The following is a 15,726-nucleotide window of genomic DNA, read 5'->3' on the forward strand; positions in this document are numbered from 1 at the left end:
TAAACTTGTTTAACCCAAAAGCGATGAAACAAGTTTAGAAAAAATCAAATAAAAAAATAAATTTAAAACGATAACTTACCAAAAGCATTACACCAGTCTTGATCAAACTTAGTAATCGCCGCATCAACAGCTGGATCAGAAATAAATAGCTCAGCCACATCTACTGGCAACGTAATAGACTTACAACCAGCAAGTATACAGTCTAACGCTTGCCTTGGTGTTCTAAAGCTTGCGGCTAATACCAGCGATTGTGGACAGTGCAAATCTAACAATTTTTGTAATTCCAGTACTGTATCTTTACTATTTCCGCCTTGAGCATCAATGCGATTAACATAAGGTGCAATATATTTAGCCCCTGCTAATGCAGCTAAAAATCCCTGCCCTGCACCATAGACAGCCGTTCCCAAAGTTGGAATTCCTTGCTGGGTTAATTCTTTAATTGCAATCAATCCTTGAGCATTAACAGGAATTTTAGTCACAATCGATGATACTGCTTTTCTAAGCTGATAAGCTTCTTTTATCATTTCATCAGCATTACTTGAAAGTACCTGAGCAAATAGTAATTTATCTGAACCCAATACTCCCTGTAATTCATCTAATAATGAAAAAATTGGCTTGCCCGATTTTGCTACAATGCTTGGATTAGTGGTAACCCCACTAATAGGTAACACCCTGGCTAAACGTTTAATGGCGACAAGATCGGCGGTATCTAAATATAATTCCATAGTTAACTCCTAGCTAAAACCAACAAATATCTATTAACGTATACATATAACGCTCTTTGTATTACAAATTTTGCGTTACAGCTATAGTAAAAAAAACTGATCCAACCGCCTAGAAGACAATTTTGTCATTTACTGGATTTTTGTACGCTAAATAAGAAATTGAGACTTAGATCACACAATGAAAAATTAACATTAACTTATTAAATAAAAGAAAAATTTATACTTATTTTCATCTTTTCCATATGCGTATATAATCTAAACGATAGTACACACTTGATTTATCATTAACTTAATTTATGACAAAAATCATTAATGAAAAACTAGCTAAACTAGTCAATAACCCAGAGTCAATCAATCATATCTATTTTGCCAATAGTAATACTTGTCCTTCTTTACTTGCCTACCAAGTCAACTTTCCTAGAATTGAAATTATATTAGAAGGAAAGCAACAGATGCTATGGGCAGATAGTAATGGCAAAGTTATTGAAAAAATATTATCAACTAATGATCTTTTATATATTTCCGCTCAAAGCTGGAACAAACCCATTTGGACAAGCCCTGTTACTTCATTAAACATATTGTTTGGTAAACAACAAATTGGTATAAGCCTATTGCATTGGGATGGCACACAACTAATTCCGCTTGGGCAAATTAACACACCAAGACGAGGCCCGCGGGTTGGTACATTTATTATTCAAGCTCTGACCGAACTTATCTGGCAAAACCAATCATGTAAACAAAATAAAACTGCTTACTATCTTATTCACAGTTTACTTAGCAACACGCTCGATTTGTTAAATATCAATATCAAAACATCATCCAAAACTACTTGCCTATATGAAATTATTCGCCAATATATTGATACTCACTTTCGTGAAGATATTACACGCGACTTTTTAGCTAATATGTTTTACATTTCACCCAATTACTTATCACATCTATTTCAAAGCGAGGGAAAAAGAGGGTTAAATGAATATCTAAATCATATTCGCTTAGAATATGCAAAATCGCTACTAAAGGATTATGATCTAAATATAAAAGAAATTGCTCTAGCATCGGGGTTTAAAGATAGTAATTATTTTTGTCGGATTTTAAAAAAAAAGACAGAGCGAACACCCACTGAATATCGACGTCAGTACCACAGTAAATTATTACAAAAATAATATGATTATTATCGGGATTAAACCGAAGAATGTTGATAAAAATAAAATTGAATAAAGTCACGATTATTATTGATCGTTTTGAATTTATCTTTTATTAAAAAGATTGGCAAAAGTGCTATACCTTGCCCTTTTTCAACAAGATTTAATAATTGACTTAACGAGTCCACCGTAATCATTTTTTCAGGTGGATAACCGCAAGCTAACGTTTTAGTTCGCAGTGGACAATGCTCATCATTATTAATCAATATTGGTAGATGATCATTCTCTAAAACTGATTGACTTTGCAAAAAAGCAACAGGTAACTGCTGATTCACTATTAAACAATAATCTTGATGATTTAATTGATTAAAAGTAATGACTTCATCATAGCAATGCTGATTAATTTCATTAAATATGTCATCCGTTCGTTTAATAACTATTTCTGTTGATTCAATGTGATATTTTGCATTTTCTATAACAATTAATTGAAATAATAGTTCCGAGATTAATAAGGTTTTACGTTTAGATTTAAAGGAGTGCTTAAGTTGAGAAAATTGCTCCAAAGTTTGCAAAGTAAAATGATAAAACTGTTGCCCTTTTGGGGTTGGTTTAACACCATCAAAACCTCGAATAAATAACGGTGCTTGCAACTCATGCTCTATCTTTTTTAAGTGAGCCGTTAAATTTGATTGCGTATAGCCCAAAATCTTAGCTGCTTTATTAAGGCTGTTAAGTTCATAAATCGTTTTAAAAATTTGTAATCCCTTAAAATTCATATTGCACGGCGACCTATCACTTTTTTTGATACCCCAATCATAAATTAGAATTATTCAAACCTCAATTAAGTTTTTAAACTAAGCAAAACCTTCAAAGGAAATAAAACATGCAAGCTATGCAATATAAAATTAATTTACCCACCGACTATGATATGAATATCATCAAAAATCGAATTAAAGATAATGGATATAAAACTGATCATTTTACTGATCTTTTATTCAAGGCTTACCTAATTTCTGAAAAAGATAATAGCAATATAGGCAATAGCTATTGTCCACTTTATATTTGGAAACAGACAGAAGGTATGAATATGTTCATTTTTGACGGTTACTTTGACAATATCATTGGGTCATTCGGTTGGCAAAATATCAATATTGGTATGACGACTAAAATTAAATTAAGTGATAATTTTGCTCAAAGCAGATACATGTTAGAAGAAAATTTCATTATTCCTGCTCAAGCACAGTTAAAAAATTTTGATTTTAGAATTCCTAAATATCAATATTATACTGGTCAAGTAGTAATTTATAATCCTGACAGATGGGCTTATGCTATATTTACTTTTTTCAAAGATAAACCAACTAAAACCAATCAAAATTTATATCAAGTTTTACATCTTTCATTAGATAACTAATTTTCAAAATAGACGTTGAGTAACGATAAAAAAGGGAGGGTGATCCCCCCTCCTTACTTGGACATAATATCAATGATCATAAAATCCTACATTTTAAAAATGTCCGTAATCAATCGATATCAAAAAAATCAATCTAACTTAGGATGCTGATCGACTAAATTCTGACGCTGTTGTTGCAATGTTTCGATCTGCTGTTCTATATCTTCGACTCTTTGTTCTATTGAGTCAAAGTGATCTGATAATATTTCTTTTGCCTCTGACCTGTCTGATGCTGCAGGCGTTGCGCCGCGGAGTGGACGGTTTGCGGTTTCTTTCATTTTTATGCCTGTAAGTAAACCCACTAATGCCACAACCATTAAATAATAAGCTGGCATGTATAAATTATTACTTTCTTCAACCAACCAAGCCGCCACTGTTGGAGTAGCACCAGCAACTAATACCGAGATATTAAATGATATAGCTAGAGCACTGTAACGAATACTAGTCGGAAAGATAGCCGGTAAAATTGAGGCCATAACACCAGTAAAACAGTTAAGTAATACAGCTAAAATCAATAATCCTAAAAAGATAAGACCTATAATATCACTATTGATCATAACAAATGACGGATAAGCAAGAATTAATAAACCTAAGCTTCCCCCAATAATGAACGGTCTGCGACCTATTTTATCGCTAATAAAACCAATTAATGGTTGAACAAATAACATACCTATCATGATAGCAATAATAATTAGTACGCCATGATCTGTATCGTAATTTAAGTTATGAGATAAATAACTAGGCATATAGGTAAGCAACATATAATAAGTCACATTAGTAACAATCACTAACCCTACACAGACTAATAGGCTTTTCCAATATTTGATAATAATCTGTTTGAAAGTCATTTTAGGTTGATTAGTAATATGATCGCGAACATTTTGATCCATCAAATCGGTATGCTGTTGAAATGCAGGTGTTTCATCTAGTGCATGACGTAAGTAAAGCCCAATTAGTCCTAGCGGTAAAGCGAATAAAAATGGAATTCTCCAGCCCCAATCATGAAATGCAACTTTGCCAAGAATACTAGATAAAAGCACGACTAAACCTGCTCCAACTAAAAAACCAGCAATCGAACCAAAATCTAACCAACTCCCCATAAAACCACGTTTGCGATCTGGCGAATATTCGGCAACAAATATAGCCGCACCAGAATATTCACCCCCTATTGAAAATCCTTGCGCAAATTTAGCTAGCAATAATAATATTGGTGCAGCAATACCAATCGAGGCATAAGAAGGAATTAAACCAATACAAAAAGTGCTTAACGACATAATAATGATGGTTATTGATAATACTTTTTGGCGTCCAAATTTATCACCAAGGATCCCAAACACTAAACCGCCTAACGGCCGAACTAAAAATGGTACGGAAAACGTGGCGAGTGCAGCAACCATTTGCACACTAGGGGATGCATCAGGGAAAAATACTTGCCCTAAAACATAGGCTAAAAAGCCATATACACCAAAATCAAACCACTCCATCGCATTACCAAGTGCTGCTGCGGTAATGGCTTTTTTTAACTTGCTATCATCAATTATAGTAATATCGTTGATGTTTAATGGTTTATTTTGGGACTGTCTTATTTTTTTCATAAAATACCGCCTGTTTACATACAAATAATAAAAAGGAATGATGCAACAAGGTAAACGGTTACCTTTTAATACACAAAGAACAATACTTTTTAGATTACACTTTGAAAAAGTGTTTATCAGTTAATTAAAATTGAAGCAAAATACAGCAAAGATAAAAAAGAGGATAATAAAAAAGCAAAAACTAATGTTTTATTGTTTGTTTTAATTTCTACTAAATAACAACAAAACAATTCCTTTTTGTGAAAATTGAGTGCTAATTATAGCAAAATAACCTCATTTTGTAAAATTTTCTTGATTTTTAAGTTAAAACTAAAGCTATTTTAAAAACGATTGTTTGCATTATTAACTATTTCCGTGAACAAAAATAGATCCCAATAACTATTAGTACTATCGACACAATATGAAAATACGCAACTGGCGTATGTAAAAATAGAATACTAAAAATTCCTGCTGACAAAGGGATAATATGAGTATAGATTTGCCCACGTGTTGCGCCAATATCCATAATACCTTTATTCCAAAATAAATAAGATAACCAAGACGCAAAAATAGCAATATATAATAAGCCAAGCAAAAAACTTGTTGAGGTATAATGTGCTAGGTTGGAAACTGGGTAAAAATAAAAATACACTAACGCAACAGGAAGTAACATGACCGAACCTAACACGGCACTAACAGTCACAAAAGCATTGCCAGATATAGATTTATCTTTTAACCGTATAAATGCGCTATAACAAGCCCAGCTCATTGCTGATGCCATTGCCCATAAATCCCCTTTATTAATATTACTCAACTCACTTAAATTGGTTAGATTTCCTTGTAAAATCAAATAAATCACGCCAATTGTACTAAATAGCACGCCTAAAATATTATTTTTTGAAATCGTATCATTAAATAACAATTTATTCATAACCAACACCATACATGGTGTTGCAGAAAGGTAAATTGATGCATTAAGCGATGAAGTATATTGCAATCCAACATAAAGTGTTAATGGAAACAAAATCTGCCCAAAAATGGCTAACAAACAAATGGGACCAATTGATTTTCTAATTTTGGATAAGTCATTACGAACTTGACGTTGATATAAACACAATAATAACAGCGCAGTAATAACCCAACGACCTTCGGATATTACCATAGGATCGGCTTGAGTAACTAAAACACGCCCAACAACGTAATTACCCCCCCAAAAACAAGCCGCCAAAGTAAGCAATAAATATGGCATAACAATACCCAAATATTAGTATGAAGATATAATGGTATGAATTCTATTATATACCTAAAAAAAGCAAGAAATAACCAAATTTACAAACAAATACTTTACCTATTTTTATATGGTTAATTTGTTCAATTTATAATAACGCTAATAACTTAATCTAGAATACTTATTTGTTATCCATTAAAATAATTAAACTAAAACTGACAAGGTAATTCCTATGCGCTGGAGAGACCAACGAGAGAGCGATAACATTGAAGATCGTCGCTCACAATCAGGAAGTGAAATAGGAACAAGACTTCCAATTGGTGGTAAAGGTAAGGTTGTTTTATTTATTGTAGTGTTAATTGCTGGCTATTATGGTGTTGATTTAACTGGCTTGCTAGATTCAACACTAATTGATACGAACAGTACCGAACAAAATACTAATCAATATTCAATTGATGATGAAGATGCCGTCAAATTTACGTCTATCATTTTAGCAAGTACTGAAGATTATTGGCATCAAGAATTTCAACGTTTAGGTAAAACCTATACTCCCCCTAAGCTAGTACTTTATAACGGCTCTACAAGAACATCTTGTGGCACTGGTCAAACCTTTATGGGACCATTTTATTGTAGTATTGACAAAACTGTCTATCTAGATATGTCTTTCTATCAAGAGATGAAACAGCGACTCGGTGGTGGTGGCGACTTTGCTCAAGGTTATGTAATTGCGCATGAAGTTGGTCATCATGTCCAAAATTTGCTAGGCACATTTAGCCACGTTGAACAATTAAAAAAAGGTCAGTCCACAATCACAAATAACCAACTGTCGGTTAAATTAGAACTCCAAGCCGATTGTTTTGCTGGCATGTGGGGCAATGCAATGCAACAGCAAAATCGGCTGGATGAAGGTGATATTGAACAAGCTTTAAACACCGCAAAAGCCATTGGTGATGATCGCTTGCAACAACAAAGTGAAGGTTATGTTGTACCTGATAGTTTTACCCATGGTACATCTAAACAACGTTATACTTGGTTTAAACGTGGGTTTGATAACGGTGCAATAAACGAATGTAATACATTTGCTCAATAAGGAAATAATATGTTAAAAAAGTTAGTTAATCGCGTTTTACTAGTCAATGATGATGGCTTTGATGCACCAGGTATTAAACTATTGCAAGAAGTTGCAAAAAAGATAGCTCACGAGGTTTGGGTAGTTGCACCAGCCATAGATCAAAGTGGAGTATCTTGTTCAGTGAGCTTAAAAACGCCATTTAGAGTTGTTCAACGTGGAAAACAAGAATTTGCCGTTTATGGCACACCTGCCGATTGCTCACTATTTGCAATTAAATATTTGATGGCTAACAACCTACCCGATCTAGTACTATCTGGAATTAATAATGGTTCAAATGTGGGATTTGAAACAGTGTTATCTGGCACGGTTGGTGCGGCAATGATGGCTATGACTTTGGGCATTCCTGCAATTGCATTGAGTCAATTAACCAGTGAAGATAACCAGCCAACTGACTGGAGTTGTGCTAAACATCACGCTCAAACAGTTATTGCTAAATTACTTTCGTTACCATCTGCGCAAAATATTTGTTTTAACGTTAATTTTCCTGCATGTACAGCACAACAAATTAAAGGTTTGAAAATAACAAAACAAGGCGATAGCGATGTAAGTCGTTTTATGGTGATACCAACACAAGATCCCGAAGGCAATGATTACTTTTGGTTTAGAGCAAAACGCAATTTACAAATACTTGATGACAATAAAGAACTTGATGCCGCTAATGCCAACTTTATTGCCATTACGCCATTGGGTTATGAAAGGACCGATTATGCCTTTTATGAAAAACTGTTAAACACATCTAATCTTTAATTGTTTCAGTAATTTGTCTTCCTAACTATTAAGAAGAAAAGTTACACTTAATTATTTATTTACTATTGATTTTGTTATTAATTATCTAACTATTCATCTACTTTCAGCCCACGTTAGTTTTTACATCTTTCACCAACGTACAGAATAACAATGATATCGCAACCATTACTAACGCAATCCAATAGATAACCTCATGTCCATAGGCTTCTGATACAAATCCTTGCAACATTCCAGCTATAATTATGCTGAAAATAATACCATTATTAAATAAAGTAGAAGCCACTCCCATTCGGGTAGGCAATAAATCCTGAAAATAGATAATACCAATGTTAGCTACAATACCAATAAATAGAGCATTAAAGAGCTGTAATGCTAATAAGGCATATTTACCAGTACAAAAAATCATACCAAGATAAAAAATCAAACCACAAACGATTGCAATAAAAAATAGATTTCGTTTACCTAAATGGGGTACTAAATATCCAGCAATAAGCATAACTGGAATTTCGATACCAGCAGCAAGCCCCATCAATACACCCGGCAATGAATCTGAAAAATGTAATACAACATCAACATAAATTGGCATATCAATAATATACATCATATTTGCTGTCCACATAAATACCGTAGATAGCAATAAACAAAGCACATTTCTATTCTTCCAAAGTGGTTGATTTGCTGCTTGTAACTCTGCTTCGTTATTTAGTTGTGAGGTGGGATTTTTTTCAACCGAAGGTAAAAAAATAGCAACAAACAGCATCGCGACCATAAACATGCACATGCCCGTTAAATACATTGCCGTAAAACCAAAATTAATAGCTAAGCCAAAAGAAATTGGTGGGCCAAATACCCAAGCAAGCGAAAGTTGAGCTCGAATAAGTGAATTAAATGCCACAACATTACGTCCAGTTTTAACGGCATATTCGCGTGCTAAAGCAAAAATTTGTGGCATAGCAGCAGACGATAACGCAGCAAACAAAACACCCAGCGTGATTAACAGCAAATAGTGACGTGTAAACGCAAAAGTAATGCTATTAGCAATGCCCATTAAACAGCAAAATATAACAATATAACGCCTATCGCCCTTTTTATCGGAATATTTAGCTAATAGAAAGCTACCCACAATACTGGCTAAAGCATTAACAGAAAAAAAAAGTCCAACTAGCCGTGAATTAACATTAACTTCAAAAGTTAAAAATCGACTTAAAGTAGGAGATTGTAAAGCACCAGCAATACCAACAATAAAAGTTGTGACTAGAAATGCGACAAAAATAGTGCTTTGCTTTTGGCGAAACGAAGATACTTTAGTCATAACAATACATAGTAGAGGAATTTATACCAATTATATACTTAAAATTGGCATAAACGTAACAAAATTCGACTCTGTAAATAAATTTGTGTATCTGCTCATTTTTAAACTGGTGTGTTCACACTTTTTAGTACCAAAAATATAAGGTCATCGACTTCTTTTGTATTCAATCGGTGACTGATAATTTAATGTTGAATAAAATCGATTATAATTAAACTAATTTACATAATAATTAAATTCTAATCTAAGCTGTGCCAATGAATCAAAAACAGTAAAAAAAGGTAAGAACAAAGGAAAAGGAGAATGAGAGAAACTATTTGTATAATTACACAAACAAGTAAAAAAAATTGCTTGTACTACAATCATTGACCAATAGATTAGGAAAAAAAGCGAAATACCTTTGATAATTTAATGAATAAAATGGATAATAACGATCCATTGATTACTTTTGCCCATTTTATTAATTTAAAAATCTTAACTAATCATAAAAAAGAATTGAATTGTAAATATCTGGTTATTAGTACAAAAATGATATAAAAAATCATGTGGCAATATGAAGATAACAATTTTTTTATATTCAATATTGTTAAATAACCAAACCACATAAAAAAGTACATAATTTAGAATAATGGGCTCGTAATGAGTCCAATTCTTTAATTAAATGCAAGCATATCCATTTTACATTAAGCCCCAAATAGCCCTCTGTAATAAACCAATAATCAGTTATAATAAAATTATTATATAAATGATTACATTATACAACTTACATTTATCATAATTTATGATTAAACTAAAAATAAGAACCAGTACGAATTTATGCATTTTAATGGTTCTTTGTTAGACTAATGAATTTACTTATTACGTTGAAGGATAAAAAAAAGAAAAACCAACATGACTAATAAAGACAATTTTGCCAGCCACACACCAATGATGCAGCAGTATTTAAAACTTAAAGCTGAAAACCCTGATATTTTATTGTTTTATCGCATGGGTGATTTTTATGAAATGTTTTATGATGATGCCAAGCGTGCCTCGCAACTTTTAGATATTTCGCTCACAAAGCGTGGTTCGTCAAATGGTGAACCGATTCCTATGGCTGGCGTGCCTTATCATGCGGTTGAAAGTTATTTAGCAAAATTAATCGCACTAGGTGAATCAGTTGCTATTTGTGAACAGATTGGCGATCCAGCTACTAGTAAAGGACCAGTAGAACGAAAAATTGTCCGTATTGTAACTCCTGGTACAGTAAGTGATGAGCTATTATTAGAAGATCGCAAAGATAATTTACTGGCATCAATTTGGCAATATAGAAATTATTACGGCTATGCCACACTCGATATCAGTTCAGGACGATTTTATATTTTTGAATGTGACAATTTCGAGGAAATGCAAGCCGAATTACAACGTACAAGTCCTGTCGAATTGCTATATCCAGAAGAATTTCAATCCATGCCATTAATTGAAAATAACTCTGGATTGCGCCGTCGTCCACAATGGGACTTTGATCTTGAAACAGCAAAACAACAGCTTAATCTACAATTTGGCACTAATGATTTAATTGGATTTGGTGTGGAAGAGTGTAATTATGCACTTTGTGCAGCTGGCTGTTTGTTACAATATGTTAAAGATAGCCAACGCACAACTCTACCTCATATACGTTCAATTATCAAACAGTCGGCTTATGATTTTGTCGTGTTAGATGCCGCAACACGTCGTAATCTTGAAATCACCGAAAACCTATCTGGTGGAACTCAAAATACTGTAGCTGAAATACTTGATAAAACTCAAACACCAATGGGTAGCCGTATGCTTAAACGTTGGTTGCATTCACCAATTCGTAATTTAACTATATTACAAAATCGACAACAAGCTATTGGCGAATTACAAAATTATATTGATGAAGTTAATCTATTATTAAAACAAATTGGTGATTTGGAACGTATTTTGGCAAGACTTGCATTACATACGGCTCGACCTCGTGATTTTGCTCGTTTACGTGATGCTTATAATTTATTACCACAATTACAAACACTACTAAGTGGTCTTACTTCACCAGCGTTAATTAACTTGCGTAAAAAAATAAACCAATTTGACCGTATAGCCGAAATATTAAATCAGGCTATTGTTGAAACACCGCCGGTAATTATTCGTGATGGTGGGGTTATTGCTACTGGATATAATGCAGAACTAGACGAACTACGAAGTTTAGCGGATGGTGCAACCAATTATTTAGAACAGTTAGAAATCCGAGAACGTGAAACACTTGGCATTGATACATTAAAAGTTGGATTTAATGCTGTGCATGGCTACTATATCCAAATCAGCCGTGGGCAAAGCCATTTGGCACCAATTCATTATACTCGTCGTCAAACACTGAAAAATGTTGAGCGATATATCATCCCCGAACTTAAAGAGTACGAAGATAAAGTGCTAACTTCCAAAGGACGAGCATTAGCACTCGAAAAGCAACTTTACGAACAGCTATTTGATCTATTAATGCCAGATCTAGCCACTATGCAAATCAGTGCTGAAGCCATTGCCGAACTTGATGTGCTTACCAACTTGGCGGAACGAGCACTAACCCTTAACTATCAAAAACCAACACTATCAACCGACTCAGGAATAGAAATTAAAGATGGCCGACATGTGGTGATTGAGCAAGTTTTACAAACACCATTTATTGCAAACTCGCTCTCATTATTACCAAGCAGACGTATGTTAATTATTACGGGCCCAAACATGGGCGGTAAAAGTACTTATATGCGTCAAACTGCTTTAATTGTATTACTGTCTTATATTGGTAGCTTTGTCCCTGCATCAAAAGCAGTCATTGGACCTGTTGATCGCATTTTTACACGTATTGGCGCTTCTGATGATTTGGCATCTGGTCGCTCCACTTTTATGGTCGAAATGACCGAAACGGCTAACATTATGCACAATGCAACTCAACAAAGTTTAGTATTAATGGATGAAATTGGTCGAGGAACTTCAACATATGATGGGCTTTCATTAGCTTGGGCTTGTGCCGAAAATTTAGCAAATGAAATCAAATCAATGACGCTTTTTGCCACTCATTACTTTGAATTAACCCAATTACCCGAACATATGCAAGGTGTTTATAATATCCACTTTGATGCCATTGAACACGATAACACCGTTGCTTTTATCCACGAAGTATCTGAAGGCGCAGCGAGTAAAAGTTTTGGTATTGCTGTTGCTGGACTTGCCGGTGTGCCTAAGGTAGTATTAAAGCGAGCTAAACAAAAATTGAAAGAGCTCGAGATTATTTCAAAACAAACGGCTAACAGCGGCGTTGCTCAATCTCAACTTTCTTTTATCAACGAACCTGAACCTTCGGAAGTTGAAGAAGCGTTAAAACAGATTGATCCTGATGCTCTAACACCAAAACAAGCATTAGAAATTTTATATCAATTAAAAAAGTTGGTGTGATTTAAATAACCACTAATTGTTCTATTGTGATATTATTCTGAAAAACCGCTAGATGTGATTTCTAGCGGTTGGTTTTAATTATTAATAGCATCTAGAATTTAAAAAATTAAGCCCAATTTTTCTTCTTAGATGTTTTACCTATGCCCGGATTAAGACTGTTTGTAGGATCAAGCTCTTGATAGAATTTTTTCAAATCCTCATTGGCATGATACAAATGCCCCACATTGTGCTCGGCTGGATATTGCGCACCACGCTGATCAAGCAATGCTAAAATCTTTTCCTTAACTTTATCACAATCCACCCCTTTTTTAGCTATATAATCTTGATGAAATACATAACAGAAAAAATGCCCATAATACATTTTATAAATAAAGTTTTGATCAATGTTTTCTGGCAGCGTTTCAAACCAATCGGTATCATTACGTCGTAGTGCGATATCTAATGCAACAATGTTTTCCACTGTTTTGCTATGTACATTACGATAAGCCGTTGCAGCACCCGCAGCTGCAAAACGGTGTAACATTGCGGCTTCGGCTTCTTTTTCGTTACATAAAAAATAATTACCATTTTTATTTTGAAAATAGTCTTTTAAAAAAGCCTCGGCTTCTGCAATCCCATCATCTGCCATTTTTAAAATAAGGTGATGTTCATAACGATCACGATAATCACGCATTAATTTTGGTAAATGATTTGGCAAAAATTTGCAAGCAAAGATAGAAAACCGATCCGAAAAATTCTTTGGAAAAAATGGAATTTTAGCGGTAACACGATCAACAAAGTTCTTAAACACAAACATGCGTGGCATCATATCTGTACCTAACTTTTTAATGGCTAAAAAGGTCGGTTTCCCATAAACCGCGGCAATATCAAAAGCCACACGGTGTATATACTCGCCCGATACAGGCAAGGTTTTAAATTGGCTTAAAATGTGGCGACGAATACCATTTAATTCATTAATATCATTTGTACCAATATAAAATACGGCTGATTTTTTCTCTAACGGAAATGTATCAAGGCGCACAGCAAATACCATTAATCTACCAGCACTACCTGATGCTTCATAATGACGAGCAGGATCAGCATTAAATCTAGCAGGCGTATTGGCATCTACTTCACGAACATGCTCACAATAATGATGATCATGACCTAAACCAGCATCAGGTTTAATATCCTTATCAGTATAAGTATGATTTTGAAGATTCTGTAAAATTGTTTCTGGTTCATCACCCAATTCTATACCTAAATGATTAACTAAACGCAATTGCCCTTGCGCATCTAATTGAGCAAACACCGCCATTTGAGTATAAGCAGGCCCACGCTGAATCAGTGCTCCACCCGAATTATTACATACCCCACCCATCACAGAAGCGCCAATGCAAGATGAACCTATAACCGAATGTGGACCTCGATGATATTTTTTTAATTCCTTTTCTAGACGAAAAAGTGTACTACCCGGTAAGCAGACAACTTGTTCACCATTTTCTATCACTTTGATTCCATCCAAGCGACGAGTGCTAACAATAACAACAGGACGATCATAGTCATTACCATCAGGCGTTGAACCACCAGTTAAACCAGTATTTGCGGATTGTGTGATAACAATCACATCCGCTTCAACACACGCCTTTAACACCTGCCACTGTTCAACTAACGTTCCCGGCAAAACAACTGCTAATGCATCACCTTCACCAAAGCGAATACCTTGACGATAAGGTAATGTGCGTGCTGGATTGGTTAAAGTATATTTATGTCCAACAATACCTTGTAGCTGCTCAATGAGCTTAGCTGTTTGATTACTTTTCATATCGGTATTTCCTATGGTTATTGAAAATTGAGATGGGTTAATAGCGGCGATTAAATAATCACCATCTTAACCAAAAGCAAAACAATAAGCTATCGGAATTTTTATTGCAGATGAACAAAACACACTTAAACGACCTTTTACAACAAAAAGGTCTATAAAGGTAATTTATTTATAATGTTTAACAATTTGTTTTTTGTTATTTTTTGACAAAAGTTGTTACGTTCAGTTTGATTAAAAAAAGTCCATGCTATAAACCTGCTCGCTTTTTGCCCTTGCGCCATGGGAATAATACGGCTTTCAACAACAGCAGCTTGCTTTAATTTTTTGTTAATTACCGACAAGGTCTCTTTTTTTGAAACTAATGAAGTAAACCACAGGCATTGAGTTTTATATTGAGTACTTTCATTAATCATATTACTAATAAAAGTACTTTCACCTCCTTGACACCAAAGCTCGGCATGTTGTCCACCAAAATTAAGCACAGTTTTTTGAGTGGAATTTATTAATTTACCTAACTTCTTCAATTTGGTTTGCGTACTTGCCAACGCATCTGCTGCTGAAGCATGAAAAGGCGGATTGCACAGGGTTAAAGCATAAAATTCATTGGGCTTAATAATATGCTTAAAAATCGATCCACTGTCTTTTTGTAATCGACACTGCAAAGTATTTTTTAATAACGTATTGGCTTGTGTAATTAGCAAAGCAACTTTGATCGCAACTGGATTAATATCACTCCCTACAAATGACCAACCATATTCGGCACAACCAATAATAGGGTAAATCACATTAGCCCCAACGCCGATATCTAAAACCCGAATTTGTTTACCTGTTGGAATGCTATTTTGGTTGTCTTGAGCTAATAAATCAGCCAAATAGTGAATATAATCAGCTCGACCAGGAATGGGCGGACATAAATAACCATCTGGAATATCCCAATAATTTATTTGATAATCATTAAATAACAAGGCTTTATTTAACTGTTTAACAGCCATAGGATCGGCAAAATCGATCGATAAATTGCCATAGCAATTCTGATTTACATATCGAGACAGCTCAGGAAGTATTTTAATGAGCGTTGCAAAATTATAACCATTCTGGTGTTTGTTTCTGCAATGTAATTGAGGCTTTTTTAATGGCTTTTGCACAATTGTCCTATTTTATCCAA

General features: G+C 34.2%; 12 protein-coding genes. 5 read left to right on the plus strand and 7 right to left on the minus strand.

Annotated features, from left to right (window positions below; all coding sequences use genetic code 11):
* Nucleotides 1–62 precede the first annotated feature (62 nt).
* Nucleotides 63–725 carry a fructose-6-phosphate aldolase gene (gene fsa / locus A9G43_RS06090; protein ID WP_065607493.1) on the minus strand — a complete coding sequence of 221 codons (663 nt, stop codon included), beginning with the start codon at nt 723–725 and terminating at the stop codon, nt 63–65.
* A gap of 296 nt (nt 726–1,021) precedes the next feature.
* Between fsa and A9G43_RS06095 the strand changes: the two genes are divergently transcribed.
* Entirely contained in the window at nt 1,022–1,888 is an 867-nt protein-coding gene (locus A9G43_RS06095) for a helix-turn-helix domain-containing protein (protein ID WP_065607494.1), read from the plus strand.
* 17 nt (nt 1,889–1,905) lie between these two features.
* Here A9G43_RS06095 and A9G43_RS06100 read toward each other — a convergent pair whose 3' ends face one another.
* The gene (locus tag A9G43_RS06100) at nt 1,906–2,643 is read right to left on the minus strand and encodes a LysR family transcriptional regulator (RefSeq protein WP_065607496.1); all 738 of its coding nucleotides are present in this window, start codon (nt 2,641–2,643) and stop codon (nt 1,906–1,908) included.
* Between the two features lie 107 nt (nt 2,644–2,750).
* On the opposite strand from A9G43_RS06100, the gene A9G43_RS06105 reads away from it, so the two are divergent.
* Nucleotides 2,751–3,278, plus strand: a complete 528-nt coding sequence (locus A9G43_RS06105; RefSeq protein WP_065607498.1) for a DUF4865 family protein — start codon at nt 2,751–2,753, stop codon at nt 3,276–3,278.
* 128 nt (nt 3,279–3,406) lie between these two features.
* On the opposite strand, the gene proP is transcribed toward A9G43_RS06105, so the two are convergent.
* The gene (gene proP / locus A9G43_RS06110) at nt 3,407–4,912 is read right to left on the minus strand and encodes a glycine betaine/L-proline transporter ProP (RefSeq protein WP_065559897.1); all 1,506 of its coding nucleotides are present in this window, start codon (nt 4,910–4,912) and stop codon (nt 3,407–3,409) included.
* A gap of 346 nt (nt 4,913–5,258) precedes the next feature.
* Nucleotides 5,259–6,140 (minus strand): DMT family transporter, encoded by an 882-nt coding sequence (locus tag A9G43_RS06115; protein ID WP_065607500.1) that lies wholly within the window; start codon nt 6,138–6,140, stop codon nt 5,259–5,261.
* Nucleotides 6,141–6,351: 211 nt separating this feature from the next.
* Here A9G43_RS06115 and ypfJ point away from each other — a divergent pair, with 211 nt between their 5' ends.
* Nucleotides 6,352–7,209, plus strand: coding sequence for a KPN_02809 family neutral zinc metallopeptidase (gene ypfJ, locus A9G43_RS06120; RefSeq protein WP_065607503.1), 858 nt, complete (start codon nt 6,352–6,354; stop codon nt 7,207–7,209).
* 9 nt (nt 7,210–7,218) lie between these two features.
* Nucleotides 7,219–7,998 (plus strand): 5'/3'-nucleotidase SurE, encoded by a 780-nt coding sequence (gene surE / locus A9G43_RS06125; protein WP_065607505.1) that lies wholly within the window; start codon nt 7,219–7,221, stop codon nt 7,996–7,998.
* Between the two features lie 103 nt (nt 7,999–8,101).
* Here surE and A9G43_RS06130 read toward each other — a convergent pair whose 3' ends face one another.
* A complete protein-coding gene (locus tag A9G43_RS06130; protein ID WP_065607507.1) occupies nt 8,102–9,310 on the minus strand; it encodes an MFS transporter in 1,209 nt (402 codons plus the stop codon).
* An 888-nt stretch (nt 9,311–10,198) separates the two neighbouring features.
* Between A9G43_RS06130 and mutS the strand changes: the two genes are divergently transcribed.
* Nucleotides 10,199–12,757 carry a DNA mismatch repair protein MutS gene (mutS, locus tag A9G43_RS06135; RefSeq protein WP_065607510.1) on the plus strand — a complete coding sequence of 853 codons (2,559 nt, stop codon included), beginning with the start codon at nt 10,199–10,201 and terminating at the stop codon, nt 12,755–12,757.
* A gap of 106 nt (nt 12,758–12,863) precedes the next feature.
* Here the strand turns inward: mutS and dld are convergent, their stop codons facing one another.
* Entirely contained in the window at nt 12,864–14,561 is a 1,698-nt protein-coding gene (dld, locus tag A9G43_RS06140; RefSeq protein ID WP_065607512.1) for a D-lactate dehydrogenase, read from the minus strand.
* Nucleotides 14,562–14,713: 152 nt separating this feature from the next.
* Complete coding sequence (rlmF, locus tag A9G43_RS06145) at nt 14,714–15,709, minus strand: 23S rRNA (adenine(1618)-N(6))-methyltransferase RlmF (RefSeq protein ID WP_065607514.1); 996 nt, start codon at nt 15,707–15,709, stop codon at nt 14,714–14,716.
* Nucleotides 15,710–15,726: the final 17 nt, after the last annotated feature.

This window comes from Gilliamella sp. Occ3-1, assembly GCF_001690655.1.
Classification (GTDB): domain Bacteria; phylum Pseudomonadota; class Gammaproteobacteria; order Enterobacterales; family Orbaceae; genus Gilliamella; species Gilliamella apicola_P.